A 26,165-nucleotide genomic window follows, 5' to 3' on the forward strand; every position below is an offset into this window, starting at 1 on the left:
GCCGCCTCACGAATGCCGTCAATTCGCCGGATCGCCGCTTCGATTTCTCCCGGTTCAATCCGGTAGCCGCGGACTTTCACTTGTCCGTCTGAACGCCCGAGCCATTCAACAAGGCCGTCTTCTGTCCAGCGTGCGATATCGCCCGTCTGATACATGCGTTCTCCCGGATAAAACGGATCATCGAGAAAGCGCTCCTCCGTCAGCTCAGGGCGGTTCAGATAGCCCCGGGCCACCCCTGTCCCCGCGATGTACAGCTCTCCTGCCACGCCCGCAGGCTGGATGGTTCCTCCGCTATCTAATACATACAGACGGGCACCCGGAACGGGTTTTCCGATCGGAAGCCTTGTCCGTCCGCTGTCCCGTTTTCGGTCACAGACGTAAAACGCCGCATCAACCGTCGCTTCCGTCGGTCCATAGCCGTGAATGAGCACGGTCTCCGGCAGAAGATCGGTAAACCGGGCAGCCGTAAGCGGGGAAAGAGCTTCCCCTCCGGCAAACACGCGTGTCAGTGTTCTGCCGAGGCGTGTTCTTGTTTCTGCAGGCTCTGTTTCCAGCGCGTCTAAAAAGCTGTTGACCATCGCCGGAATAAAATGCGCGGTCGTCACCTTTTCTGAGGCAAACACTTCAATCATCCGCACAGGATCTTTCTCCCAGCCGGCAGGAAGCAGATACACGGAGGCGCCTGACATCGTCCACCAAAACAATTGCCAGATGGAGGCATCGAATGAAAAGGATGATTTCAGCACGATAATGTCCTCTTCCGTTAACGGAAACTGCCCTTGCATCCCTGATAAAAAGGCGGCGGCCTGACGGTGTTCAACAGCCACTCCCTTCGGTGTTCCCGTCGAACCTGACGTATAAATGATATAAGCGAGCGAATCAGCATCCGCTTCTTCAGAGACAGCCCCTGTCTCCGCCTCACTTGTCAGAGAAGAAAGAGACGCTTCTAGCGTTTCACCGGAAAAACCGGAAACGGATAACCCCCGCTGTGCAAGCAGGAGACAAGCGCCGCAGTCATCGAGCATATAGCGCAGCCTGTCCTCAGGATACTCCGGGTCAAGCGGCACGTAGGCGCCGCCCGCTTTTAACACGGCAAGCACTGAAATCACCATCTCTGGCGAGCGTTCAGCGAGCACACCGACCACGCTTTCTTTGCGGACGCCTTTTTGGCGGAGCCGAACAGCGAGTCTGTCTGTGTACCGGTCAAGCTCGGCGTACGTCAGCATACCGTCGGGAAAACGAAGCGCCGGACAATGCGGCGAAAGCGCGGCGCGGCGGGTGAACAGCCCGTGAAGCGTCGGGGCCGGCGGTTCAGCCGTTTCTGTACGGTTAAACGCAGTTAACACCCGTTTCTTTTCTTTTTCATCCGCCATATCAATATGCCGAATCAGCCGGTTTGGATTTCTAACGGCATTTTCAACGATCGTCAGCAAATGAGTTTGAATCCGTTTAATCGATGTTTCAGTAAATAAAGCGGATTGATAATCAAAATTCAGCTCAATCAACCCCGTATCTGTCCGCTCCTTAATTAAAATGGACAGCTCATTTGCCGTATGCCCGCTGAAAAACATCGCCGTTTCATAATCGAAGCCCTCCGCCTGATGCCACGCGAGAGGCTGGTATTGCATCGAAATCCCGATGATATTTTGCAGATCGTGATGAACCTGCCTTAATTCATTGACAAAAAGATTGTAAGGATATTTCTGGTGCCGCATAACAGACAGCTGCTCTTTTCCTACGCTGCGGACAAAGGACAGGAACTCCGCATCAGGATCTGCCGTCATTCTGATCGGCAGTGTGCTGACGAACATGCCGAGCATATCCTTTTCGAGCCTGGAGCCCCGGTTTCCGTAATAAGTGCCGATGGCAATATCTTTTTTAGCCGTCAGACGGCTGATGCATATGTATAACGAAGCCATAAACAGAGAGATGATGCTGATATTATTTTCTTTGCAAAAACGCCGGATAGATTGTTCTAAGGAGTGAGAAAGAGTGATTGTATCTCTGGAAGCCGCAGTGCTTTGTCTAAGATGAGAGGTTCGTTCCGCCAGTGAAAGGTGTTCCGGAACGGTTCGGTATGTTTCAGTCCAAAATGAACGGTCCTTTTGAAAACGGGAAGACTGTAAGTATTGCTGTTCTTTTTCCATGTAGCTGAGATAGGAAGGCCTGTGATGTTCAGCTAAATCCTCGCCCCGCATGATCTTTTGGTAGATATCAATGAGCTGGTTGCCGAGCAGGTTGAGCGAGATGCCGTCCATGATAATATGGTGAAATTTTGAATAAAGCCAAACTTCTTCGTCTGACATGACAAGCAGAGTAAATTGATACAGAGGTGAATGAAACAGCTTGAACGGAACACGGGTCTGCGTGTCAATCCATGCGTCCCGCTCTGAGTTATCAGTATGAGTAAAATCAACAGTCTCTAGAGAAATCGGCCGATGCCCGGCCAGATACAGCTGGGGTTCTGATCCGTCCCCTTCTGTCAGTTGAAACCTGAGCGAATCATTTTGCGAGATAGAAAAATCTAAAGCATGGCGCAGTACGTCAAAATCAATGTCCCCCCTGAATTTGACGCATGCCGCGAGATTGCAGATACTTGTGCCCGGTTCGAGCAGCTCGGTAAACCACACTCTTCTTTGTGCGTGAGTTAAAGAATAAACAGTGTTCTTCAATGGAATCCCTCCGCTTCAATTTAAGAGGATAAGAAAGTGAAATAATTACAATTAAATTTCGACAGCATATGACTAAATCATCCATATAAGCATTATTTTAAAACATATTTTAGAAATCACAATAAAAAATTAAATTTTCTCTAACATTTTTTAGAATATAGTATATATTCCTCACTTCATTTCTTCATTTCTATAATCTTTATACCATGTAAAACGGTATGTATGCACACTGAAAACTAGTTCTTAAACACTATAATAAGGAATAAAATGTATAATTAATTGCGATTTTAAAAAGGTTTTGCCTCCTGAAAAGAAGTTTCATGTTAGAAAATGAAAAATCGGTGAACAAGTAAGAAAGTAGTATGTAAAAAAAAGGAAGTATATTACGATATTACTTTTTGAAAAGATTGATTCGTAATCGCAATATAATGTTTTACAGACATCAAAAAAAGCCGAACCCTCTAAGGATCCGGCCCTTCTTATTGATTTGCCAGCACGACTGCGATTTTGTCTTCAATGTCTTTTCCGTCATCTTCGTCAAGCAGCCCGTTTTGAAGCACGGAAAAAATAAGCGTATCTCCTGTTTTTGTGTCTGCATAGCCGGCAATCGAACTGACTGATGTTAGTGACCCGGTTTTCGCTTTAATTTTGCCCTCTGCCGGAGTATTCTTCAGCCGGTTCCGAAGAGTGCCTCCCGTCATTCTGTCGCTTGCACCGGCGACAGGGAGCGAACGAAGGAAAGCCGGGTACCACTTTTCTTTCTGAACCGCATACAAAAGCTCTCCGATTTGGCCGGCGGATACGCCGTTAATATGAGAAACGCCGGATCCGTCTCTTGCAATCAATTCATCCGGATTCAGCCCGAACGATTTGAGCTCCGATTTCATCACGTCCAAGCCCTTTTCCCAGCTGCCCTCCCCTTTTTTCACTTTTCCCATTTCCTTGATCAGAATTTCGGCGTGCCCGTTGTTGCTCAGTTTCATAAACGGGATCAATAATTCTGAAAGAGGCATGGATGTCCGTGATGTGACAAGCTGGGTGCGGTGCGGCATTCGCCCTGTTCTGATTTTCCCTTTTACAGTTATACCCTGTTTAGTAAGCGCTTGTTTCCATAAATCTAAAGCATAGGACGACGGGTCCCACACTGCCGCCCATTCTCTTGCCTTTGCCGAGCCGGCAGGTATGGTTCCCTTTATCGTAATCACATTGCCACCGTGCTCCCGTTCAACCGTCAATTCTTTCTTTTCATCAGAAGCGACGGTTTTCACTTCATTTTTCACACGAACGACGTCCGTATGGGGAGAAATCGAAATACGCGGCTTTTTACCGGGCTGTTTCGCCGGGGTGATTTCAGCAATCACCGTTCCGGTATCATAATCTTCATTTGGGGAAGCAGTAAGAGCTGATACTTGCGCGCCATAATATTGGCCTTCATCACTCCACGGAAGATCAACTGAATACCTGGTATCGTCATACCACGAATCATCCCCGACCAGATCTCCTTTAATGACATGGATGCCTCTGGCTTTGACCTGTTTAGCCATCTTCTCAAAATCAGAAGCCATTAGGGTCGGATCGCCTTTTCCCCTGAGATAAAGGTTTCCGCGCAGCTGTTTTCCTTTCACGGCGCCGTCTGCCCGTACTTCTGTCTTAAAGGTGTAATCTTCTCCGAGAACGGAAAGCGCCGCAGATGCCGTCAGCAGTTTCATCAATGATGCAGGCCTCAGCCGCATATCTTCCCGGCTGCCGAACAGCACCTCCCCTGTTTTTGCTGACCGGACACTGACGCCCGCTGAAGCCCCCTTTAAAGCGGGTTCTTCATCCAGAATGTGTTCCAGCTCTTTTTGCAAAGTATTTTTTTGTTCAGCCGCCTTAGCCGCATCATCAATATAAGGAACTTCGGCAATGATCAAAAGCAGAATCACCGCGCACAAGCGTTTCACATATGTTTTCAATGTTATCCCGCCTCTTTCCTATTCTTCGTCATGCAAAATGGTGATCCTGGATGACGCAGCCGCTTCTTCGCCCGGTTTCAGAATCTGAAGCCCTGTCAGTGATGCAGGCTGATTCAGATTAAAAGCATCTGTAACGGAAGTATAAGGCTCAAGACTGACAAACCCCTGCTTTCCGTCGCCGTTATATACCACCCAATGCTTGAAAGACGTGTCCGCTTGATACAAAACGGATAATTTCTCATTCGGATGATAAATAACAGCTTCGTTATTGCCGCCATTCCGTCCGGAAGAAAGAAAAACATCGTCAAACTGTTTATTTTTCAAAGACATCCCGTGACGGAACGCTTCTTTATCAGGCACATCCAATAAACGGCCTGTCGGTACGAAACGTTCATTTAATTCCCACATGCGGTCAGCCGTCAAAAATAGACGGGATCGCTCTTCATTGAAAACAAATGTGGAATGATAGCCTAGCCCCCAAGGAAAAGCCTCCGTTCCCTTATTCATAATCAGCGCCCGCTGCGTAAACACATTGTCTTTTAATGTATAGGTCATCCGGACAATGACATCGTGCGGAAATTGTTTATGAACACGGGGAATCTTTGAAAGATCAATTTCTGTTTCGACTGTCATTCCATCGCCCTCTTCTTTCGCTGCCGCCGCTTTCCAATGCTGATTGTGAAGAAAGCCGTGAATATGATTATGTTTATCCTCTTCGTTTATCTCGAATTGATACGCGCGCCCGTCAAAACGAAACGTCCCGTCCGTAATCCGGTTCGGCGGGAATAAAACGGGAATGCCGTACAGCATCGGTTTTTTGAGGAATTCCTCCGCAGTTTCCGGTTCTCTCAGAAGCCGCATACCGGTTCTTTTATCCCGAAGCGATATGACATTTGATCCCCACTCCGGCACAATGATGCATTCAGCCTGATCAGTCTCCGCCTTTATGGCTGAAACTCCTAAATAAGTCGTATGTTCAATCGTCATAAGCACCTGCCCTTTCCTTGTTTTCTAGCATGTATAGGAATTCCATTTTCTAAACTCATTTTCCTTCTCTAAAAAAAACATCGCCCGTATGAATTGAGCGATGTGCGGTAAAACCTTATTGAATCAGCCGGGTAATCTGTTTTTTCTTCCATACAAACCGGTAATATCCGTATTGCAGCAGCAGGCTGACGACAAAAGCCGCCGGATAACCGACCCAAATGCCGAGAATGCCGAGATTCGTATAATGAGAAAGAATAAAGGCCACAGGCACTTCAATTCCCCAAATCGCAAAAATGCTGATAATCGTCGGCCATAACACCGTACCGCTCGCCCGCATTGTTGCTGAAACAATCTGAGCGTGACCGAAAATCAAATAGCTCCAAAGGGTAATCATAATCAGATTGCGGGCAATGCGGAGTGTATCCTGATCTGTTAAAAACAAAGCCAGTATCTGCCGGGAGAAGGTGTAAATCAGCACAATCAAAACCCCGCCGATCAAATAATTCAGGCCGATCCCGACTTTGATGACCTGCTTCAGCCGGCCGAATTGATTAGCTCCTATGGATTGGGCGGCAAAAATTGAAACGGCGATACCGAGGCTTACCGCCGGCATCTGCACATAACTCGCCACTTGGTTGACAACCCCGTAAGCAGCCGTCGCGTTTGATCCGTAATGATTGACAAATGAAATGACCGCAATTTCAGAAAGTGACACGAGAATCATATTGATGCTCGACGGAATCCCGAGACGGAGTAAAAGCGCGAGCAGCTTTTTGTCCATTTTAAGAGAACGGAGCGCAGTCCGGTCAAATGCCAATGGATGTTTCCTTTTCCGCAAATAAACCATGAGTACGATAAATGTCACGATGTTTGAAATCACGGTTGCATACGCCGAACCGTAAATGCCGAACTTCGGAAGTCCGAAAAGCCCGAGAATCAATAAGGGCAAGAGCCCGATGTTTATGACTGTACTGACGATTAACGTATAAAACGGAGTCTTTGAATCTCCCGTTCCGCGTAAAAATGTCGTATACGCAAAATATAAAAACATCAGCGGCATTGCGCAAAACAAAATGCGCGCATATCGGACACTGACATCTATTACGTTTTCCGGCGTTCCCATCAGCCGCAGAATATCAAGCGTAAACACACTGCCGACAACTGCCAGAACAACACCGAGCATAAAGGTAAAAGTCAGTGTAGTGCCGACAATCGCCTTCATCCTCTCTTCGTTTTTCGCGCCGTAAGCCTGCCCGATCAGAATGGAACTTCCCGAACCGATTCCGATCGTAAAGGAGATCAGCAGAAAAAACAGCGGAAAAAAAGACGATACGGCGGCAAGCGCATCAACTCCGAGCCACCTTCCGACAAATACCATTCCGACCAATTGGCCGACAGATTGCAATACATTGCTTAAAAGCAGCGGCACTAAAAACAGTGACATCGATCGCCAGACAGACTGGCCGCGGCCTTCCGCTGTTTCTAAATGATCTTGTACTTCCATATGTAGGACTCCTTTTTTGATTTTCTTCCATTTTATTATTCAGCAGACAGCTTGTAAAAACCTTTTGTTCAATGAAACTCTTTATCTTTTTCTCACGTCTTACATGGAAATAAACCATAAAAATAAAAAGTCCGGAAAATATTTCTGAAAAGGTATTGTAATCTTACCGTAATTATTGTAACATTTGTAACATAAGAGAAAGAGATTGATTGAAGGAGAGATTATATCATGAAAAAATGGCTATTATTCCTCACTACTATTACATTGATTCTGTCATTGGGCACTGCGGCGACCGCCAAAAATGCATCTAATGACCTTACACAAAAACAAGCACTTCAACTGGCCCTGTCAGCGAGAGAACATTTCTGGAACACGATGAGCGGCGGTGCGCTTAAATCAAACGCAAACTGCACATCTGAACCGTTTGAATATCAAAATCTTCAATACGTCTTTATGTGCAAAGACCTCGGAACAAAAGCGAAAGCCGTAAAATATCTGACACCCGCTTTTACAAAGCAAGCGATTGACAAAGGGCTCAAAGATTACCACTTCACTGTAAAAGACGGCAAATTGGCTGTTCCGGTCGGCGACGGAGATAACCTCCTGAATTGGAAAAAAGCAAAAATGACTCTTCTTTCTAAAAAAGGAAGCGTTCAAGCATACCGCTTCACTGTACCGACTCTTGACGGTTCTCCGTCAGCAAAACGCGATGTAACATTCGTAAAAGAAAACAACGTTTGGAAAGTCAATCAATTTGATGCTGTCATATAAGAAAAAGCCCGCTTGCTTACAGCGGGCTTTTTTCACATCATTTCCACCAGGTTCTTGCAAAATATTAAACTCAAAAACCCCTTGTATAACAAGGGGTTTTCTGTTTTGCCGACATTATTAATATGCGCCTATCTTATACAAAAAACGCTCTAGGAGAGATTCGAACTCCCGACCTGCAGTTTAGGAAACTGCTGCACTATCCGCTGTGCTACTAGAGCCTGCTTCTATTATAGTAACGCTGGCGGCCGTTTTTTTCAAGCCTACAGCCCTCCGAACACTTTATAGGCGGCTCTCGTCGTATCTTCATCTATTCCGATATAACGCATTGTAATAGACGGAGAAGAATGATTCAAAATCCTCTGCAGTTCAGCAATGTCTTTTGTCCTCTGATAAAAATGATACCCGAACGTCTTTCTAAGCGTATGCGTCCCGATTTCCTCCAATCCGCAAGCGGCTGCCGCTTCCTTTAATATTCTGTATGCCTGAATCCGGGAAATAGGCTTATTCGTCCGTTTCGATTTAAACAAATAGTCATCCTCTTTCATGTCTTTTGTATAAGCGTATATGTCGGCCTTTAAAGACTCCAGTATCAGAATTTTTCTTTTCTTTCTCGTTTTGCTTTCGGTTGCCCACACATGGTCTTTGTTCCTTACATCCCTCACGCGAAGCGGCAGAACATCAGAAATCCGCAGTGCGCTGTTCATGCCGAAAATAAATAAAAAATAATCACGATCACTTTTCTTCATTAAATACTGTTTGACTTCCTGGATCTTCTCCAAACTTCGGATCGGCTGTACGATATGCATCAAAAAACTCCTTATAATTGGTAAAGTAACATATTGAGCATTATGTTACTATTATAGCCGAAACCTGTTGAATGATAAAGGATGAAGGGCCTTATGTAACATAATATACATAGTGTTACATAAGGGGAATAAGGCACGCAGTTTCATCGAAGTCTTCAAAAACATCATTTTCGACCCGATGACGGGATTTTAAATCAATAGAGACTCACGGTATTAAAAAAGAAAAACAATGCCCTTAAAACAAAATCTGAGCATTCGTTTTTTTGTGAGCAACCGAAAAAAAATGAAAAAAAAGACACAATATGAAATTGTGTCCTAGTCTTCATCTTTTACATCAATGTCTTCAGGAAGCGGCTCATTTAAAAACTCTTGAATCATTTCCTTATATTTTTCCAGCTGTTCGAGATGGGTTTGAAATTGTTCCTTGTTGATTAAATATTGCTGTCCGTCATGTACGGCCCTTATTTTATTCGTCAAAACAAGATTGTGCACATATTCTTCAGGAAGACTGGTAAACTCAGCTGTCTCTTTGATCGTTAAATACATGGCTCACGTTCCTTTCATATGTCATGTGAGTGAATTCTGTTTTGTTTATTGTAGCTTATTTTTTGTCTTTATGCTTGTTTTACAGCTTTTTCAGTCCGGTTTCCCATTTAGCCTATTTGAGACTGATTACATTCACACAGAAACCCCAACTTTTTGCACACCGGACTATTCCGTTTGTCACTTGTGAAAACAGCACATTTTACTTACTCTATAATTGTAAGCGGAAAACAAAGGAGGCAGACTATGAAAAAGAAAAAGTTTATGAATCTCTGTTTTATCGTTCTGCTCAGTACTTTGCTCGCGGCCGGAAGCATCCCTTATCACGCTCAGGCTAAGAAACACCCGTTTTCCTATGACGACTACAAACAGGTAGATGTCGGCAAAGACGGCATGGTTGCCACCGCCCATCCTCTCGCTTCACAAATCGGTGCCGACGTGCTGAAAAAAGGCGGCAATGCAGTTGACGCCGCGGTTGCCATTCAATTCGCATTAAACGTAACTGAACCTATGATGTCGGGAATCGGCGGCGGCGGATTTATGATGGTTTATGATGCGAAGACGAAAGACACCACCATTATCGACAGCCGGGAACGCGCACCGGCAGGCGCAACACCGGATATGTTCCTTGACGAGAACGGCAAAGCCATCCCTTTCTCCGAACGCGTTACTAAAGGGACTGCAGTCGGTGTTCCGGGAACATTAAAAGGACTTGAAAAAGCGCTCGACAAATGGGGCACACGCTCCATGAAACAACTCATCACCCCTTCCATTAAACTTGCCTCAAAAGGCTTTCCGATCGATTCGGTTTTAGCTGATGCCATCTCAGATTATAAAGACAAATTATCACACACCGCTGCAAAAGACGTGTTTCTTCCGGACGGAGAACCTCTGAAAGAAGGAGACACACTCATCCAAAAAGACTTAGCCAAAACATTTACAGCTATTAAGTACAAAGGCACAAAAGCATTCTATGACGGTGCATTCTCCAAAAAGCTTGCGGAAACAGTGCAGGAATTCGGCGGCTCAATGACAGAAAAAGATATTAAAAACTTCAATGTGACGATTGACGAACCGATCTGGGGAGATTACCAGGGCTATCATATCGCAACTGCTCCTCCTCCAAGCTCGGGCGGTGTTTTCCTGTTGCAAATGCTGAACCTCCTGGATGATTTTAAGCTTTCTCAATATGATATCCGTTCTTGGCAAAAATATCAGCTTCTCGCAGAAACGATGCATTTGGCTTATGCTGACCGCGCCGCATTTGCCGGGGATCCAGAATTCGTCAACGTCCCTCTCAAAGGCCTCTTGAATCCAGATTATATCAATGCCCGCAGACAGCTGATAGATATTGATAAAGTCAATAAAAAACCGAAAGCCGGCGACCCTTGGGCCTATCAGGAAGGTTCTGCAAACTATAAACAAGTGAAGCAGCCGACTGACAAACAAGAAGGCCAAACGACTCACTTCACGGTAACCGACCGCTTCGGCAATGTCGTATCTTATACGACAACGATTGAACAGCTGTTCGGTTCCGGCATTATGGTTCCCGGATACGGCGTTGTGTTGAATAATGAGTTAACAGACTTCGATGCGGTGCCTGGCGGCGCAAATGAAGTGCAGCCGAATAAACGTCCGCTCAGCAGCATGACTCCGACTATTTTATTCAAAAATAACGAACCTGTCCTGACTGTCGGCTCTCCCGGCGGAGCAACGATTATTTCTTCCGTCCTGCAAACGATCCTGAACAAAGTTGAGTACGGCATGGATCTGAAAGCGGCGGTCGAAGAGCCGAGAATTTACACAAACAGCATGACATCCTATCGATATGAAAAAGGAGTGCCGGAAGAAGCCCGCACAAAACTGAACGAAATGGGGCATAAATTCGGCAGCAGCCCTGTTGATATCGGTAATGTGCAAAGCATCCTGATCGACCGTGAAAACGGCACCTTCACCGGAGTTGCCGACTCAAGCCGAAACGGAGCCGCAATCGGCGTAAACTTGAAACAATATAAAAAATAACTAGACAAAAAGCCTCGTTTCTCAAGCTGAGAAATGAGGCTTTTGTTTATTCTGCACTGTATTCAGATGAGGATTTTTCAGATGTTAACGAGGCAAGTAAAAGCACGCCGCACATCGCGATGACAACACCCGCTGATCCGATCCATGTCACTGACGCAAGAGACAGATGAGTGACAACAATGCCCCCGATGCCCGCCCCGGCCGCCATAGCCAGCTGCATCACGGACTGGTTGAGGCCAAGTAATACACCCGATGATTCAGGCTCCATCGTTGCCAAATGATACTGCTGAGCAGGTCCTGATGACCAGGCGGCGAAGGACCAAAAAATAAGCACTGCCGCCGCTCCGAAAGCAGAATGTGTGACAAACGGCAATAACATGAGCATGATAGCATGAAGCGCCATTCCGCCGGTTAATGTCATACGCGCCCCCCATTTGTCTGCACTGAAACCGCCTGCTTTAGAACCGGCAAGACTTGCAACACCGAAAATAAGCAGCAATGTACTCAGTATTCCGCTGCCGATATGAGTGACGTTCAGTAAATACGGAGAAAGGTACGTATACGCAACCGAATAGCCTCCGAGCCAAAAAAACGTAATAGCCAGCCCGACAGCCACCTTTCGTTTCTTCAAAAGAGAAAATTGCTGAATGAGCGGCACCGGTTTATCTCCTTTTATCTCAGGCAACGCGAAACGTATAATAAGCATAGCAATGATTCCGATTGCCGCAATTCCGGCGAAAACCACCTTCCAGCCGAAAGCTTCAGACACGGTTCTTCCGATCGGAACACCGATAATGAGCGCCGCCGTAAACCCCATAATGACGGTTGCGAGAGAACTTGCCTGTTTTCCCGGGGGAGCGATTTTTGCTGCGATCGTAAGCGCGGTGACCACCACAGTTCCTGCTCCAAGCGCCATGATCACCCGGGCTGCCGCAAATAAGCCGTATCCCTGTACGAGAAATGAAATGATATTTCCGATTACAAACAATCCAAGAGCATAGATCATAAGCTTCCTTCTATCCAGTTTTGCTGTAAGGGCCATCATGACAGGCGTTCCGATTGCATAAACAAGTGAAAAAATCGTAATCAGCTGCCCAGCTGCTGCCACAGTAACTCCCAAGGAACCTGCAATTTTATCAAGCATGCCGGATATCACATATTCAGACGTCCCCACTAAAAAGCTGATAATTGCCAAAATGTAAATCTTCCAGGTATTTTGCACCTGACACACTCCTTCATTGATGATTTATATAAAGATATATTGTGATATATCGATATAAAGAGTTGAACAAACAGAAACAAATCGCAATATGTCGATGTGTAATCGGAAAAAGAAACTGAATCCCTCTTCTAAAGGATTCAGCCCTACATTTCGCGCTGAAAATAATCGGCCATCGCCTTTATCGCATCTTCATCTCTTTTATAATAGGTGTATTTGCCAATCCGTTTTGTTTGGATAAGGCCTGCCCGCTGAAGGATGGAAAGATATTGAGACGCCGTTGACTGTGTCATCTGAAGCTTATCGGTGATCTGGCTGACACATACTCCGATCTCATTCATATCAATGCCATCATGCGGTGCGAAGTGACGGTCCGGCTCTTTCAGCCACTGTAAAATCTCAAGCCGTGACTCATTAGACAACGCTTTAAAAACATCAATAGGTTTCATACGCTTTATTATATCGTGATTTTACGATATGTCAATGTTATATTTCTTGAATCTCTATTTTTTGTTTTGTCTCTCTTATGATCCGGGAAATAAAATCACTCACATTCTCTTCAAATGTGTTTTCCCGCCCGTATTGCCTTACATGTACAGAATGGTGGCGGCACTCTTGATCTCCCACAACCGCAATATACGGTATTTTTTTCATTTGTGCTTCTCTGATTTTATAGCCGAGTTTTTCATCACGCTGATCGAGCTCAGCCCGGATACCCGCTTTCTTCATTTGCAGGTGCACCTGTTCTGCGCAGTCCCGGTGTGCGGTGTTTGAGACTGGGATGATTTTTGCCTGTACCGGTGCAAGCCATAAAGGGAACGCTCCTGCGAAATGTTCTGTAATGATTCCGAGAAATCTGTCGAGAGAACCGAATACTGCCCGGTGAATGACAACAGGACGGACTTTTTGGTTTTTTTCATCGATATATGTTAAATCAAATTTCTCCGGCATTTGAAAATCCAGCTGGACAGTGGCGCATTGATGGCTCCGGTTCAGCGCATCTTTTATATGAATATCAATTTTCGGTCCGTAAAATGCGCCATCTCCCCGATTAAACCGAAAACGGTATCCCTGTTCTTTTAATACTTTTTCTAATGCGCTCTCAGCCCTGTCCCACAAGCTTTCGCTTCCCATGTAATCTTCAGGCCTTGTTGACAGCTCAATATCATAGGAAAAACCAAATGCGGTGTACACCTCGTGAATCAGCTGCAGCGCCGAAGCAATTTCACTCTCGATTTGATCCTGCGTTACAAAAATGTGTGCGTCATCCTGGCAAAAAGATCTGACGCGGAGCAGGCCATTAAGCGCCCCGCTGAATTCGTGACGGTGCACCTGACCGAACTCAGCCATCCGAATCGGAAGATCACGATAAGAACGAAGCTTTTCTTTAAATATGAGCATGTGGCCGGGACAGTTCATCGGCTTTAACGCGAAGCGCTGATGATCGGCTTCTGAGAAATACATATTCTCTTTATAATGATCCCAGTGGCCGGATTGCTCCCAAAGACGCTGGTTCATCATCATAGGGGTGCGCACTTCCTGATAATGATAGGCATCCTGCTTTGAACGCAGAAATGATTCAAGCGTGTTTCGGATAAACTGACCGTTCGGCAGATAAAAAGGCATACCCGGCGCCTCTTCAGAAAACATAAAAAGTTGTAATTCCGCTCCCAATTTCCGATGATTTCTCATCTCCGCCTCTTTCAACAGCTGAAAATGTCTGTTCAGCTCCTTTTCTGAGGAAAATGCTTTCCCATAGATGCGCTGGAGCATTTTTTGATTGCTGTCGCCGCGCCAATAAGCCCCCGATACATGAGTGAGCGAAAAAGCTTTTATCTGCCCGGCAGACGCCAAGTGCGGACCCCTGCATAAATCAATGAATTCGCTCTGGCGGTATATACTGATTGTATCAGTCTGCGGAATACCTGCTAAGAGCTCAAGCTTCAGCGGTTCATGAGCAAACAGCTGCTCTGCCTCTTCTCTGGAGATTTCTTCTCTGATAATTTCCGGATTTTCCGAAATGATTCGGTTCATCTCTTTTTCAATGACGGCCAATTCTTTTTCTGTAATCGTTTCATCCATATCAAAATCATAATAAAAGCCATTGTCAATAACCGGTCCGATCCCTAAACAAACCTTCGGATACAGACGTTTTACCGCTTGCGCCAATACGTGTGCTGCTGTGTGTCTCATCACTTCCAGTCCTGCTTCAGACTGAAAACTGCACAGTTCAATCGCCGCATCCTTATGAATGCTTCTTCTAAGGTCATATAACGATCCGTTTATCTTTCCGGCGGCAGACGCCTTTTTCAGACTCGGACTGATTGATTGGGCGATCTCTTCTAACGTAACGCCTTTCCGGTATTTTTTTTGTTCCCCGTCAGGAAAAGTAATCACAATGTGTGGCTTCTTCACGGTCTAATCTCTCCTTTATTTTTAATAAAATAAAAAAACACACTCATCCCAAAGCAAGGGACGAGTGTGTGTCAGACCCGCGGTTCCACCCAAATTCCCGCCACTTTAAGTGACGGCTCATTTTTGCCGTAACGCGGCTATACGGTATCGGCTTGCTCTCGTTCACCGATACAGCTCAAAAAGCGGTAAGCTCATTCTTCGTGCCGGGAAGGTCTCAGCCGCGCCCCCCCTCTCTGTATGGCCGGTTAAAATGTCTCATGTCCTTATCATTGCTATTTTTCTTATATAAATATAAAAACACACTCATCCCAAAGCAAGGGACGAGTGTGTGTCAGACCCGCGGTTCCACCCAAATTCCCGTCACTTTAAGTGACGGCTCATTTTTGCCGTAACGCGGCTATACGGTATCGGCTGCTCTCGTTCACCGATACAGCTCAAAAGGCGGTAAGCTCATTCTTCGTGCCGGGAAGGTCTCAGCCGCGCCCCCCCTCTCTGTATGGCCGGTTAAAATGTCTCATGTCCTTATCATTGCAGATTCCTTTATACGAAAAACTTTCTTTTATTATACATAAATTTCCCGAAAAAGAAAGTTTTTTAAGAAAAACCGGAACGAAAAAAATTGGCGTACACAGCTGTTCTGTTTTCTCATTTTCCGTTCGATAATGTTTTTAATCCATTCAGCAGTGCTTCAAACGCCGATGTCAAAAATAAATCACTCCGGTAGATGAATGATATATTCATATTCCGAAAATGTTCAGGAAGCTCATGAAGAAAAAGATTTTTCCTGTTTTGAAAATAACGGACGGCTGATGCAGGCAGAAAGGAGACCCCCATCCCCGCCTGCACCGCCCCAATAATGGCTTCCAACGTACCGAATTCAATGATTTTATGTGCGGGCACTGCCTCTTCTTTCAGTATGTTTTTTATTTTGCGGCGGTGCGAACAGCCCGCGGCAAAATACAGAATCGGCTCTCGCAGCAAGTCTTGCAAACTGCCTTCCCGCTTATTTGAAACCAAGACCAATTCTTCTTGAAATACAGCGTCTTGCTCAAGATCTTCATATTCGACCGGTCCGTAAACAAAAGCGCCGTCCAGCTCATAGTGTAGAACGCGCTGCACTAAGGTATGTGTATCACCGGTTGACAGCGACAGCTGTACTTTCGGGTAGCGGCTGCAATACTCCGTGAAAAATTGAGGGAGATGGACGGCTGCCGCCGTTTCAAGAGAACCGATTCGAAGCGGGCCGTTCGGATCGCCTGCCTCTTGCGCCGTTTTTTGCGCCTCATGCAGCAATTGAAGGATTCTGTCTGCGTCTTTTAATAAGTTTTCACCTGCTGGCGTCAGCGTCATTCCCCGATTTGTGCGGTAAAAAAGCTGTGTTTGCAATTGCCGTTCCAGCTGCTGAATCCGGTTTGTCACATTTGATTGAACATAATGCAGGCTTTCTGCCGCCTTTGAAATACTTCCTTTGCGGGCGACAGCCTGAAAAATCTTTAAGTCTCCGCTTTCCATGTAAGGGCACCTTCTTGCTATGATTTTTATTGATAGCCGGCTATCAATTTTCATTTATTTACTGCAGCTGATACAGCCTGTAAAATTTTTCTCATCAATCATAAAGGAGAGAAGAATCATGAATGCCCTTATCATACACGAAAATGGCTTTGATTTCAGGCAGGCACCTGACAAAAGGCCGGGAAACGGCGAAGTAAAAATAAAGCTGAAAACAGCCGGATTAAACCATCGTGATTTGTTTTTAATGAAAAAACACGAAACCGGAAACCATGAATTTATTCTCGGTTCAGACGGCGCGGGAATCGTAACCGAAATAGGACACGGCGTCCGGTCTCATTTACTGAATGCAGAAGTCATCATCAACCCGGTGCTGAATTGGAAGACTGTTGAGGACGTACCAGCCGTCCCTGATATTTTAGGCGGTCCGAGCGACGGAACATTTTCACCTTATGTCATCGTTCCTGCGGAAAATGCCGTTTTAAAACCCGAACACCTGACTTGGGAGGAAGCGGGCGTCCTGCCGTTATCAGCATTAACCGCTTATCGCGCCTTATTTACAAAAGGACAATTAAAAAAAGGCGAACACCTTATCCTTCCGGGCATCGGAAGCGGCGTGGCAACATATGCCTTATTAATGGCAAAAGCTATCGGAGCGACAGTCAGCGTCACCTCCCGCAGTGAAAACAAAAAACAAACCGCACTGTCATACGGTGCAGACCGGGCGATTGACAGCTACGGTGACTGGAATGAGGCGCTGAATGGCGAAAAAGCAGATATCATACTTGACGGTGTAGGCCCCGCCTTATTTCAACACTATCTTGACATTATTAAACCGAATGGCCGGATCGTAACATTCGGCGCCAGTTCAGGCGATCAGCTCGGATTTCCCATTCGCTCGCTGTTTTTTCCGCAGATTCATATTCTCGGTACATCAATGGGAAGCAATGAGGAATTCGCGGATATGCTGGAATTGATAAACCGCTGCGGCATCCGTCCCATTATCGACCGCATATACCCTCTCAGTGAAGCAGCTGCCGCTTTTAACAGGATGCAGGAAGGACGGCAGTTCGGCAATATTGGCTTTCGTGTAGATGTCTAAAAAAAGGAGCGGACCCGTCCGTTTCCTTATTTGTTTAATAGCGTTTCCGCTTGAAATTCAAAATGTTGTTCTTCATCGATTAAAATCTGCCCGCAAATCGACTGCAGACACACAGAGCCCGTCACGTTTTTTAAGGCGTCATAATAAACGGCGGCGATGACTTCCGCCGTCAGCAGCACCGTGATCGACAGCTCAAGGCTTGCAAATCGTCTCAGTCTCCGGAAGAAAACAATCTCTCCGCTCTGTAAAACAAAATTCCATATTTATCTTCCATTTCCATATTTCCTTTATATGACCAATACAAGAAGAAGGAGGTTCCATTTCAATACGAAAAACCGGCTGTTCCCAGCCGGTTTTATAAATAAACCCCTTTATTTACGGTAAAACAGTGCTCCCCATTAAATAACTGTCGACTTCGCGCGCTGCTTCCCGGCCTTCATTAATCGCCCATACAATCAGGCTTTGGCCCCTTCTCGCATCCCCTGCGGCGAAAACACCGTCAACATTCGTTTTATAATCCCCATATGCCGCCTGAATTTTATGATTTGCCGAATCGACACCGAACTGTTTCAATAATGGCTGTTCTGTTCCTTCAAAACCGATGGCGATGAACACCAGCTGAGCAGGCCAGACTTTTTCTGTACCGGGCAGTTCATGAAATTCATACTTTCCGAATTCGTTTCTGACTTTTTCCATTTGGATGGTGTGGATCTCTTGTAAGCGGCCCTGCTTATCGGCCACCATTTTTGTCGTCTGAATTGAATATTCTCTCGGGTCTTTGCCGAACTTTGCCTGCGCTTCTTCATAGGCGTATTCAAGGGTAAAGACGTGCGGCTGTTCAGGCCACATATTGTCGTTCGTGCGCGTCTGAGGAAGTTTAGGATGTTTCCCGAACTGGTGCACGCTGCGCGCTTTTTGGCGCAGCGCGGTTGCCACGCAGTCAGCTCCTGTGTCTCCTCCGCCGATCACGATGACATCTTTCCCTTTAGCGTCTATAAATTGTTTGTCTTTGAAGTTGGAATCTAAATAGCTTTTCGTCGCCAGTGTTAAATAGTCCATCGCATAATGGACGCCTTTTGCTTCCCGGCCTTCAATCAGCAGATTGCGCTGCTTTTGGGCGCCTGTGCACAAAATGACGGCATCAAATTGTTCTTTCAGCTCATCTGCCGTTATGTCAACGCCGATTTCGGTATTTGTCACAAAATCTATACCTTCCTGCGTCAAAAGCTTAATACGGCGTTCGACGACATTTTTCTCAAGCTTCATGCTCGGAATGCCGTACATCAGCAGGCCGCCGGCTCTGTCGGCACGCTCATAGACCGTTACGGAATGACCGGCTTGATTCAGCTGATCAGCGCTTGCCAGACCTGCCGGGCCTGAACCGACGACAGCGACTTTTTTACCTGTGCGTTTCACGGGAATTCTCGGCTGAATCCATCCATTTTCAAAACCTTTGTCAATGATCGTCCGCTCGATGTTTTTAATTGAAACAGCCGGATCTGAAATGGCCAGCGTACAAGATCCTTCACAAGGAGCGGGACAGACCCGCCCTGTGAATTCAGGAAAGTTATTCGTTTTCAGAAGGCGCTCCAAGGCTTCTTTCCAGCGCCCCCGATAGACGAGGTCATTCCACTCCGGTATCAGATTATAAATCGGGCATCCGGAGGTAAAACCGTTGATATCAGCGCCGATTTGGCAAAACGGTGTGCCGCAATCCATACACCGCGCCCCCTGCCGCTTTGACGCTTCATCTGAAAATGGAGCCGAATACTCTTTCCAATCCTTTAAGCGAGTGAGAGGGTCCCGCTCAGCCGGTTTTTCTCGTTTTTCTTCCATGAATCCAGTTGGTTTCCCCATGTTCCTCTCCCCTTTCTTACTGTACTACCGCTTGTTTTTGATCTTTGGCAGGCGTTTGGAGGACCTTTGTATTGGCTTCAAAAGCATACATAATTGCGTCTTCTTCTGATAAACCCGCCGCTTTTTGTTCTTCGATGCTGAGGAGCATTTGTTTATAGTTTTTCGGAATGATTTTGATAAAGGTTTCTGCGGCTTTTTCCCAATTGTCCAGGAGATCTGCGGCTTTTTTGCTGTTTGTCAGCGCCGCATGCCGTTTGACCATTTCTTGCACTTCTTTGATCTCCGCCTCATCCGTCAGCTTTTCAAATGAAATCATTTCCATGTTGCATTTGCGTTTAAATGCTTTGGCATCTTCACTCAGGACGTATGCGATACCGCCTGACATTCCCGCCCCGAAGTTTTTGCCGACTTCGCCGAGAACGACAACCCGGCCGCCTGTCATGTATTCACAGCCGTGGTCTCCGATACCTTCTACAACGACATTGACTCCGCTGTTACGGACTGCAAAACGTTCACCGGCGCGCCCGTTAATGTACGCTTCCCCGCTTGTTGCTCCGTAAAATGCGACGTTCCCGATAATAACGTTATCGTGTGTTTCACAATTGAAGGCATCAGGCGCTTTCACGATGATTTTTCCGCCTGAAAGCCCTTTGCCTACGTAGTCATTTGAATCCCCGTTCAAATGAAGCGTCATCCCTTTAGGGACAAATGCTCCGAAACTCTGTCCGGCTGATCCGGTAAAATGAAGTCTGATCGTATCATCCGGCAGGCCTTCCGCTCCGTAGCGTTTAGAAATTTCACTTCCCGTCACGGTTCCGGCTACGCGATTTGTATTATTGATCTTGATTTCAGCTTCCGCTTCCTGACCGGCTTCAATTGCAGCCTGCACCGCCGGAAGAATAACCGTCATATCAAGCGACTCGTCGATTTTATGGTTTTGCGCCGTACGGAAAGTGCGTACGCCTTCAGGCTGGTACAGCAGTGTGGATAAATCAAGCTGTCCCGCTTTCCAATGCGCTTTCGCACGTTCACTGACATGAAGAACGTCTGTCCGTCCGATCATTTCATCAAGCGTCTTAAAGCCTAACTGCGCCATATATTCACGCACTTCTTCTGCGACAAACAGCATGTAATTTACGATATGGTCAGGATCGCCCATGAATTTTTTGCGGAGCTCCGGATTTTGCGTCGCGACACCTACAGGACATGTATCTAAATGGCAGGCGCGCATCATGACGCAGCCGAGAACGACAAGCGGCGCTGTAGCAAAGCCGAATTCCTCCGCACCGAGCAAGGCGGCCATCACGACATCTCGGCCTGTCATCAGCTTACCGTCCGTTTCCAATACTACGCGATCCCGTAAGCCGTTCAGCATCAGCGTTTGGTGAGCTTCTGCAAGACCAAGCTCCCACGGAAGACCCGTATGTTTAATACTCGTTTTCGGCGATGCGCCCGTTCCGCCATCGTAGCCGCTGATGACGATGACATCCGCAGTGCCTTTTGCCACACCGGCCGCAATCGTGCCGACACCGGCTTTTGACACGAGCTTGACGCTGATTCGCGCGCTTCGATTTGCATTTTTTAAATCATGGATCAGCTGCGCCAAATCTTCAATTGAATAAATATCATGGTGAGGAGGCGGTGAGATCAGCCCTACACCTGGTGTAGAACCGCGGACATCCGCGACCCAAGGATATACTTTGTTCCCCGGAAGCTGACCGCCTTCTCCCGGCTTCGCCCCTTGCGCCATTTTGATCTGCAATTCATCCGCATTGACGAGATAATGGCTCTTTACGCCGAAACGGCCGGAAGCGATCTGTTTAATCGCACTTCTTCTGTCGTCGCCATTTTCATCCGGAACGAAACGTTTCGGGTCCTCGCCGCCTTCTCCGCTGTTGCTTTTTCCGCCAAGCCTGTTCATCGCTATCGCTAAAGCCTCATGGGCTTCCTTGCTTAATGAACCGAATGACATCGCTCCTGTTTTAAAACGTTTCACGATGGACGCAGCTGATTCAACTTCCTCTAATTTTAAAGGCTTGCGGTCTTCTTTGAAGGCGAACAGATTGCGTAAAAATCCGATTCGTTCTTCATCCGCTGCTTGAGAATACTGCTTAAACAGGCTGTAATCATTTTTTCGGCAGGCCCATTGCAGCGTATGGATGGTTTTCGGGTTGAAAGCGTGGTGCTCTCCCCCGTTCCGCCATTGGAATTCACTTCCCGGATCAAGAGTTTGGCTGTAATCATCCTTGTACGCCGCTTGGTGGCGCTGTTTCGCTTCTTGCGCAATCGTCTCAATATCGATTCCGCCAAGCTGAGATGCAGTACCGGTAAAGTATTTGGCGATAACGTCTTCACCGATGCCGACCGCTTCAAAAATTTGGGCGCCCCTGTAACTTTGCACAGTTGAAATCCCCATTTTTGACATCACTTTCACGACGCCTTCTGTTACGCTCTTTCCGTATTTGCTGACAGCTTCTTCATACGGAATATCAAGCCGGCCTTCATCGATTTCCTGCTTATACGTAGCATAAGTCAAATACGGATTGACAGCATCGGCACCATACCCGATGAGAGCCGCAAAGTGATGAACTTCACGCGCTTCCCCGGATTCAACGATAATGCTTGCTTTTGTTCGCAGGCCTTGACGGATCAAATGCTGATGCAGCGCACTGACGGCCAAAAGCGGCGGAATCGGCGTCAATTCCCTACTCATTGCCCTGTCAGATAAAATTAACAGAGATACGCCTTCCTTGATCGCTTTTTCCGCTTGCTGAAACAAATCCTTCAGGCCTTTTTCCAGGTCATCGGAAAACAGCGTGCGGATGTTCTGGCTCTTAATGTCAGGGTGCACAAGTGTTTTCAGCGCATAAAACTGTTCGTTTGATAATACAGGAGTATACAATTTTATGCGGCGTGCATTTCTTTCACTCGGATGCAGCAGATCGCCTTCAGCTCCAAGCCATGTCACCGTAGAGGTCACAAGCTGCTCGCGGATCGCGTCAATCGGCGGGTTTGTGACTTGCGCAAACAGCTGTTTAAAGTAATGAAACAGTGATTGGGCGCGATCGGATAAAACGGCGAGCGGCGAATCATTTCCCATAGAGCCGAGCGGGTCCTTGCCTTCTTTAATAACAGGAATTAAATACTTCTGAATATCTTCATACGTATAGCCGAACGCTTTTTGACGGACGAGAAGATCATCGAATTGTTCCTCTTCCCGGATTTCCGGGTCAGGATTCACTTGAACCAATTCTTCTTCAAGCCATTTTTGATACGGGAATTCATTGGCGATTTCTGTTTTTACTTCTTCATCTGAAATAATCCGGCCTTCCTCTAAGTCAATGAGCAGCATTTTTCCGGGCTCCAGACGTTTTTTATGAAGAATGTTCTCCTGCTCCACTTCAATAACGCCGACCTCAGATGAGAAAATAATATGGTCATCTTTTGTCACATAGTAACGTGCCGGACGCAGGCCGTTACGGTCAAGGATGGCGCCGATCTGTTTTCCGTCCGTAAACGAAATGGCGGTCGGCCCGTCCCACGGCTCCATTAAAGAGCTGTGATATTCATAAAAAGCCCGTTTCGCTTTAGACATGTGAGTGTTTTCTGTCCATGGTTCCGGAATCAGCATCATTGCCGTATGTGCCGGTTTCCGCCCCGCCATCACGAAAAATTCAAACGCATTATCAAGAATAGATGAGTCACTGCCCTCAGCATTTAAAATCGGCAGCACTTTGTGAAGATCGTCTCCGAAGCTTTCTGAAACGAACTGCTGCTCCCTCGCTCTCATCCAATTGATGTTGCCCCGAAGCGTATTGATTTCTCCGTTATGAATCAGATAGCGGTTCGGATGGGCACGTTCCCAAGTAGGAAAGGTATTTGTGCTGAATCTTGAATGCACGAGTGAAAATGCAGATACGAAGGTTTCATCCTGCAAATCCAAATAAAAAGCGTCAACCTGCTCAGGCGTTAACAACCCTTTATAAACAATAGTCTGGCTTGACAAGCTTGCGAAGTAAAAATCAAGCTGTTCTTGAACGCCCCAATTTTCCGCCTGCTTCCGGATGACATACAGTTTGCGTTCAAAAGCAAGGCTGTCTTTCAAATCGTTTGCGGCTCCGATAAATACTTGACGCACATACGGGCAAGTGCTTTGTGCCACTGTTCCGATTTTTCCGACATTTACAGGGACGGTTCTCCAGCCGAGAACAATCTGTCCTTCCTGCTCAATGAATGCATTCACCTGTTTTTCGATCTTTTTTCTTTCCTCTTCATTTTGCGAGAAAAAGACCATTCCTACCCCGTAACGGCCTTTTTCCGGCAGCTTCATTTCTCCGCACTCTTTCTTAAAAAAAGCATCAGGGATCTGAACCATCAGGCCGGCGCCGTCACCCGTATTCGGATCACTGCCCTGTCCTCCTCTGTGATCCAGCTGGCAAAGCATCTTCAGTCCTTTTTTGACAATGTCATGTGAAGGTTTCCCTTTTAAATGGGCATACAAGCCGATTCCGCATGCATCGTGCTCAAATTCCGGACGGTAGAGACCTTGTGCTTTCGGCATTTGATTGTAAGTCATAATTCCTCTCCCCCGATCAGTTTCCGTTAATTATCGGTCATAAAATCTGACAACTTTAAATTAATTGTAAGTTTTCAAAACAATATAAACAATATATAATTTAGATCAAATACATCTCAAAATGAGATAGATGGGTGTGAACGCAATGGAATTACGCCAGCTTCGGTATTTTATGGAGGTAGCAGAACGGGAACATGTGTCAGAAGCGGCTGATCATCTGCATGTCGCACAATCCGCCATCAGCCGGCAGATTGCAAATCTTGAAGAAGAGCTGAAAGTCACTTTATTTGAACGGGAAGGCAGAAATATTAAATTAACGCCGATCGGCAAACAATTTTTAGAACATGTTAAAACCGCGATGAAAGCAATTGATTATGCGAAGGAACAAATTGATGAATATCTTGATCCGAATCGCGGAACCGTCAAAATAGGATTTCCGACGAGCCTTGCAAGCCAGCTTTTGCCGACTGTGATTTCGGCATTTAAAGAGGAATACCCGAACGTTGAGTTTTTGCTCCGCCAGGGTTCTTATAAGTTTTTAATCGAAGCGGTAAGAAACAGGGATATAGATGCTGCGCTGCTCGGCCCCGTTCCCACGGAATTCCCCGACATAACAGGCAATATCTTATTCACGGAAAAGATTTACGCGCTTGTTCCGCTGCATCATCCGCTTGCCAAACAGAAAAATATTCATTTAATTGATCTGCGCGGCGACCAATTCGTTTTATTTCCCGAAGGGTTTATTCTCCGAAACATGGCGATTGACGCTTGCAGACAGGCCGGCTTTGCGCCGCTTGTATCGACGGAAGGCGAGGATTTAGATGCCATTAAAGGATTAGTCTCCGCGGGGATGGGAGTTACTTTATTACCTGAAAGCACCTTTGCAGAAACCACACCCCGGTTCACGGTCAAAATTCCGATTGAATTTCCTCAAGTGAAGCGCACCGTAGGCATTATTAAACCAGAAGGAAGAGAACTGGCTCCGTCTGCAAATGATTTCTATCATTTTGTCATTCAATTTTTCTCCAAACTTGAACAATATCAATAAAAAACAAACCCGAGCTTCAAAACGAAGCCTCGGGCTTTTTCATATTTTTATAGATCTTTCTCAGCCGATCGGAATGGATAGTTCAACGTGGCAGACAAACGCTTCCGGATCAATGACTGATTGATCGGTCTGTTTGTGCGGCGTTTCTTTAAATGTCTTCAGCTGGGCTGAGGAATAGTTGACGATGCCGAGTCCGAGCTCTTCTCCCTGCTGATCAAGCAGCCTGACAACCGCTCCGCTGCTGAATCTGCCCTTAATCTGTTCGATATCCTGCGGTGACAGTGCCATATTTCCGTTCGCGACATCGTTGCTGCTTTTCTTTTCCATCACAATTTCGCCTTCGGGGCCGGAATTAAATGCAAGCCATTGTTCTTTGTGGTTTAACGGCAGGGTTCCTTCCGCTTCAAAATAAGTTCCTTCAGCCGCCTCATCTACCGCTTGAAGCAGAATGTCCGGGATGTTAGCCTGCCCGAGAAAGCCTTTAATACCGGAGGCCATCACAATTTTAAAAGCATCCAGTTTCGAACGCATTCCGCCGGTTCCCATTTCACTCCCGGCATCTCCCGCGCTTGCTTCTATTTCCGGAGTGATGTCGCTTACATGTCTGATTCTTTTCGCTTTCGGGTTGCTGCGCGGATTATCATCATATAAACCGTCAATGTCTGATAAAATTACAAGCATGTCGGCATCAATTAAACCTGCCACCTTCGCTGCGAGTGTATCGTTATCTCCGAATTTCAGCCGGTTGACTGTGACCGTGTCATTTTCATTAATAATCGGAATAATGCCTCGTTCCAAAAGGACGTTCATCGTATTGCGCACATTATGGTAGCGGTATTCATCGGAAAAGTCGCTTCTTGTAATTAATATTTGTGATGCGACATAACCGTGCGCTAAAAACAGCTTTGAATAAGCCTCCATTAATAATCCCTGCCCGATGGAAGCAGAAGCCTGTTTTTCAGGGAGGCCTTCTGGTTTCTGAATAAATCCGAGCTTCCGATAACCTGCCGCCACTGCGCCGGAAGATATTAAAATCACTTCATAGCCGCTGTCTTTCAGCTGTGCGATTTGATCCACCAATGCTTCCAGCTTTCTTCTGCTGATTTCCCCGTGCAGGCTCGTCAGTGAGCTGCTTCCGATTTTCACCGCGACTCTTTTGATCTTCGTCCGAGACGTCAC

18 protein-coding genes and 1 tRNA gene are annotated in these 26,165 nt (G+C 46.4%); 4 read left to right on the plus strand and 15 right to left on the minus strand.

The genetic code is table 11. The features are described 5' to 3' along the window. From OWN49_RS13185 to OWN49_RS13200, 4 genes are all read right to left on the minus strand, one after another. Positions 1-2,672: non-ribosomal peptide synthetase (locus OWN49_RS13185; RefSeq protein ID WP_270908852.1), on the minus strand; the 2,672-nt coding region annotated here is incomplete at its 3' end. Positions 2,673-3,151: 479 nt separating this feature from the next. After that, complete coding sequence (gene dacB / locus OWN49_RS13190) at positions 3,152-4,627, minus strand: D-alanyl-D-alanine carboxypeptidase/D-alanyl-D-alanine endopeptidase (protein ID WP_077722423.1); 1,476 nt, start codon at positions 4,625-4,627, stop codon at positions 3,152-3,154. Positions 4,628-4,645: 18 nt separating this feature from the next. Then, positions 4,646-5,614 (minus strand): aldose 1-epimerase, encoded by a 969-nt coding sequence (locus OWN49_RS13195; protein ID WP_077723164.1) that lies wholly within the window; start codon positions 5,612-5,614, stop codon positions 4,646-4,648. Positions 5,615-5,729: 115 nt separating this feature from the next. After that, on the minus strand, positions 5,730-7,118 hold the full coding sequence (locus OWN49_RS13200) for an MATE family efflux transporter (protein ID WP_077722424.1): 1,389 nt from the start codon (positions 7,116-7,118) through the stop codon (positions 5,730-5,732). A gap of 228 nt (positions 7,119-7,346) precedes the next feature. Here OWN49_RS13200 and OWN49_RS13205 point away from each other — a divergent pair, with 228 nt between their 5' ends. Next, positions 7,347-7,889 (plus strand): IseA DL-endopeptidase inhibitor family protein, encoded by a 543-nt coding sequence (locus OWN49_RS13205; protein WP_077722425.1) that lies wholly within the window; start codon positions 7,347-7,349, stop codon positions 7,887-7,889. Positions 7,890-8,034: 145 nt separating this feature from the next. Here the strand turns inward: OWN49_RS13205 and OWN49_RS13210 are convergent. The 3 genes from OWN49_RS13210 to OWN49_RS13220 form a co-directional block, all read right to left on the minus strand. Next, positions 8,035-8,107, minus strand: a tRNA-Arg gene (locus OWN49_RS13210). 42 nt (positions 8,108-8,149) lie between these two features. After that, positions 8,150-8,695, minus strand: a complete 546-nt coding sequence (locus OWN49_RS13215; RefSeq protein WP_003153850.1) for a site-specific integrase — start codon at positions 8,693-8,695, stop codon at positions 8,150-8,152. A 315-nt stretch (positions 8,696-9,010) separates the two neighbouring features. Continuing rightward, the gene (locus OWN49_RS13220; protein WP_003153848.1) at positions 9,011-9,241 is read right to left on the minus strand and encodes an excisionase family DNA-binding protein; all 231 of its coding nucleotides are present in this window, start codon (positions 9,239-9,241) and stop codon (positions 9,011-9,013) included. Positions 9,242-9,484: 243 nt separating this feature from the next. Between OWN49_RS13220 and ggt the strand changes: the two genes are divergently transcribed. Next, positions 9,485-11,260 carry a gamma-glutamyltransferase gene (ggt, locus tag OWN49_RS13225; protein WP_077722426.1) on the plus strand — a complete coding sequence of 592 codons (1,776 nt, stop codon included), beginning with the start codon at positions 9,485-9,487 and terminating at the stop codon, positions 11,258-11,260. Positions 11,261-11,306: 46 nt separating this feature from the next. Here the strand turns inward: ggt and OWN49_RS13230 are convergent, their stop codons facing one another. The 4 genes from OWN49_RS13230 to OWN49_RS13245 form a co-directional block, all read right to left on the minus strand. Then, positions 11,307-12,482 (minus strand): MFS transporter, encoded by a 1,176-nt coding sequence (locus OWN49_RS13230; RefSeq protein ID WP_031379059.1) that lies wholly within the window; start codon positions 12,480-12,482, stop codon positions 11,307-11,309. A 143-nt stretch (positions 12,483-12,625) separates the two neighbouring features. Then, the gene (locus OWN49_RS13235) at positions 12,626-12,928 is read right to left on the minus strand and encodes an ArsR/SmtB family transcription factor (protein WP_003153841.1); all 303 of its coding nucleotides are present in this window, start codon (positions 12,926-12,928) and stop codon (positions 12,626-12,628) included. A gap of 37 nt (positions 12,929-12,965) precedes the next feature. Continuing rightward, positions 12,966-14,894 (minus strand): threonine--tRNA ligase, encoded by a 1,929-nt coding sequence (gene thrS / locus OWN49_RS13240; protein WP_077722427.1) that lies wholly within the window; start codon positions 14,892-14,894, stop codon positions 12,966-12,968. A gap of 645 nt (positions 14,895-15,539) precedes the next feature. Continuing rightward, on the minus strand, positions 15,540-16,406 hold the full coding sequence (locus OWN49_RS13245) for a LysR family transcriptional regulator (protein ID WP_077722428.1): 867 nt from the start codon (positions 16,404-16,406) through the stop codon (positions 15,540-15,542). A gap of 118 nt (positions 16,407-16,524) precedes the next feature. On the opposite strand from OWN49_RS13245, the gene OWN49_RS13250 reads away from it, so the two are divergent. Beyond that, positions 16,525-17,505 (plus strand): zinc-binding dehydrogenase, encoded by a 981-nt coding sequence (locus OWN49_RS13250; RefSeq protein WP_176283358.1) that lies wholly within the window; start codon positions 16,525-16,527, stop codon positions 17,503-17,505. A 26-nt stretch (positions 17,506-17,531) separates the two neighbouring features. Here OWN49_RS13250 and OWN49_RS13255 read toward each other — a convergent pair whose 3' ends face one another. The 3 genes from OWN49_RS13255 to gltB all read right to left on the minus strand — a co-directional run bounded on the left by OWN49_RS13255 (position 17,532) and on the right by gltB (position 23,938). Then, positions 17,532-17,684: a hypothetical protein gene (locus OWN49_RS13255; RefSeq protein WP_176283275.1), complete on the minus strand. Its 153-nt coding sequence runs from the start codon at positions 17,682-17,684 to the stop codon at positions 17,532-17,534. Positions 17,685-17,880: 196 nt separating this feature from the next. Then, positions 17,881-19,362: a glutamate synthase small subunit gene (gene gltD, locus OWN49_RS13260; protein WP_077722432.1), complete on the minus strand. Its 1,482-nt coding sequence runs from the start codon at positions 19,360-19,362 to the stop codon at positions 17,881-17,883. Between the two features lie 16 nt (positions 19,363-19,378). Then, positions 19,379-23,938 carry a glutamate synthase large subunit gene (gene gltB / locus OWN49_RS13265; protein ID WP_176283359.1) on the minus strand — a complete coding sequence of 1,520 codons (4,560 nt, stop codon included), beginning with the start codon at positions 23,936-23,938 and terminating at the stop codon, positions 19,379-19,381. 145 nt (positions 23,939-24,083) lie between these two features. On the opposite strand from gltB, the gene OWN49_RS13270 reads away from it, so the two are divergent. Then, positions 24,084-24,986 carry a LysR family transcriptional regulator gene (locus OWN49_RS13270; protein WP_025852255.1) on the plus strand — a complete coding sequence of 301 codons (903 nt, stop codon included), beginning with the start codon at positions 24,084-24,086 and terminating at the stop codon, positions 24,984-24,986. A 60-nt stretch (positions 24,987-25,046) separates the two neighbouring features. Here the strand turns inward: OWN49_RS13270 and proB are convergent, their stop codons facing one another. Then, positions 25,047-26,165, minus strand: a complete 1,119-nt coding sequence (gene proB, locus OWN49_RS13275; RefSeq protein WP_176283360.1) for a glutamate 5-kinase — start codon at positions 26,163-26,165, stop codon at positions 25,047-25,049.

The sequence above is a fragment of the Bacillus sp. NEAU-242-2 genome (assembly GCF_027853835.1).
Taxonomy (GTDB): Bacteria; Bacillota; Bacilli; order Bacillales; family Bacillaceae; genus Bacillus; species Bacillus velezensis.